The following is a 1,696-nucleotide window of genomic DNA, read 5'->3' as shown; positions in this document are numbered from 1 at the left end:
GGTGGCGGGGAGGCTGGGATGTCCGGTCCTTGCTCAGGTGCGCAGGTGAGCTGGTGGTCTCGTTGGGGTGGTTGGCGCTGGAATCCGCTTGAATCCGCCCGCACGCGCCCGCATCCGGCGGGCTAAGCAGCATCCTGCCAGAACAGTCCTTACATGCCGAGGGGAGGATACCGGCCCGTAATTCCTGCGATGCCGGACGGTCCGCACCGGGCGACTACTATTCGCCGGATGAGCTGGCAGGCGGCCGGGGCGGGGCCCGGCGGAACCGGAGGCGGCCCGAGCGGCGACCTGTTCGCCTCGGTCGAGGGCAACGTGCGCGAACTGGTGGCCTCCCCGTGGTGGCAGACCGCCCAGCCCGCCGACCGCGCGGCCCAGGTCGCCGCGCGGATGCTGTGGGGCGCCGGCGAGTGGTGGCTGTACGGGGCGTGGGGCCGCTGGTACCGGTGCGGCCTGGACGGCAGCTGGCACCCCTGCCCGCCGCCGGCGGCGTTCGAGGACCGCCGCGTCGCGGTGCCCGCGCCGCAGGGCGCCGGGACCCCGCCGGTCCCGCCTCAGCTGTTCCCCACCGGCCCCGACCTCGCGGCGGGCCGGGTGGCCTCGCCGGGGTTCCTCGGGCCGGTGCCCGACACCGCCGTGGTGGCGCGGATCTCCCAGGCCCTGACCACCGCGCTGGCGGTGAACCCGCAGCAGTTCGCCCACCGCGACCCGATGTTCCAGCCGGGCACCCCCAGCACGGTCGCCGCCGCGTGGGGGGCGCTGCTGTGGTGCGCGGGGTCGCCGGTCGCGCTGACCGAGCACCCGCTGATCGAGTCGTTCATCCCGTTCCTGACCACCTCCGCCGACCGGCTGCACTGGATGATGCCGCCCGACTTCGCCACCCTGGCCGGCTACTACATCCACCGGCTCGGCGCCGGCGACGGCGGCGGCGCCGCCCATGTCGCCCGCGTGATGTACGAGGTCGCCGCGGGCCTGCAGGCCGATCCCCGGTTCCGGCCGGGCGCCGACGCGCTGGCCGCGGTGACGGCGGCGTCGCTGCGGATGGTCGGGCAGGACATGGCGACCGTCCGGTACGGGCCCGACGCCGTCCTGCAGGAGTGGCGGCGCCGCTGCCCGGCCGAGTACGCCACCCCGATGCTGCGCGACACCGCGCCCGGGGAGTACCTGCGGCTGGCCCTGTACGACCTGCAGCAGATCGTCGCGGGGCTGACCGGGCCGCGCCCGTCGGCGCCGGGCCGCGGCCACGACGAGGTCCGCCGCGCGGGCATCGCGGTGCTGGCCGCCGACCTGCAGGCGGCGCCGGGCGCGCTGCCGGCGCTGCAGCGGTGGCTGGACCCCGACAGCGTCCGCACGCTGCAGTCCGTGCTGTCGGATCCGGCCAGCCCGCTGCGGGAGCTGTGGCCGCGCGAAGGGCGGCTGCCCGAGGCGCTGCGCGGCGACGACGCCGACGCCCTGGCCGCGCTGCTGGCCACCACCTACACCCTCGGGCTGACGTGGTGCCGGCTGGCGCAGGTCGCGCCGCCGGCGACGGGGTTCGCGGTGCCGCAGGCGGTCGCGGCGGAGCTGACGTCCCCGGCGATGCACACCCCGCCGTCCACCGACGAGCTGTCGGCGTGGGACATCATCAAGGCCGCCCGCGCCCACATGGCCGCCGAGCGCGCCGGGGCCGGCGCCGACCAGCCGGTCGCGCAGGTGCCCG

1 protein-coding gene is annotated in these 1,696 nt (G+C 76.9%); it reads left to right on the top strand.

The features are described 5' to 3' along the window. Positions 1-228: 228 nt before the first annotated feature. The coding region (locus AB0K34_RS46570; RefSeq protein ID WP_364554960.1) for a hypothetical protein at positions 229-1,696 on the top strand (1,468 nt) is incomplete at its 3' end.

Source organism: Actinomadura sp. NPDC049382 (genome assembly GCF_040677125.1).
Classification (GTDB): Bacteria; Actinomycetota; Actinomycetes; order Streptosporangiales; family Streptosporangiaceae; genus Spirillospora; species Spirillospora geliboluensis.
This window is presented reverse-complemented; position numbering and strand designations above follow the sequence as displayed.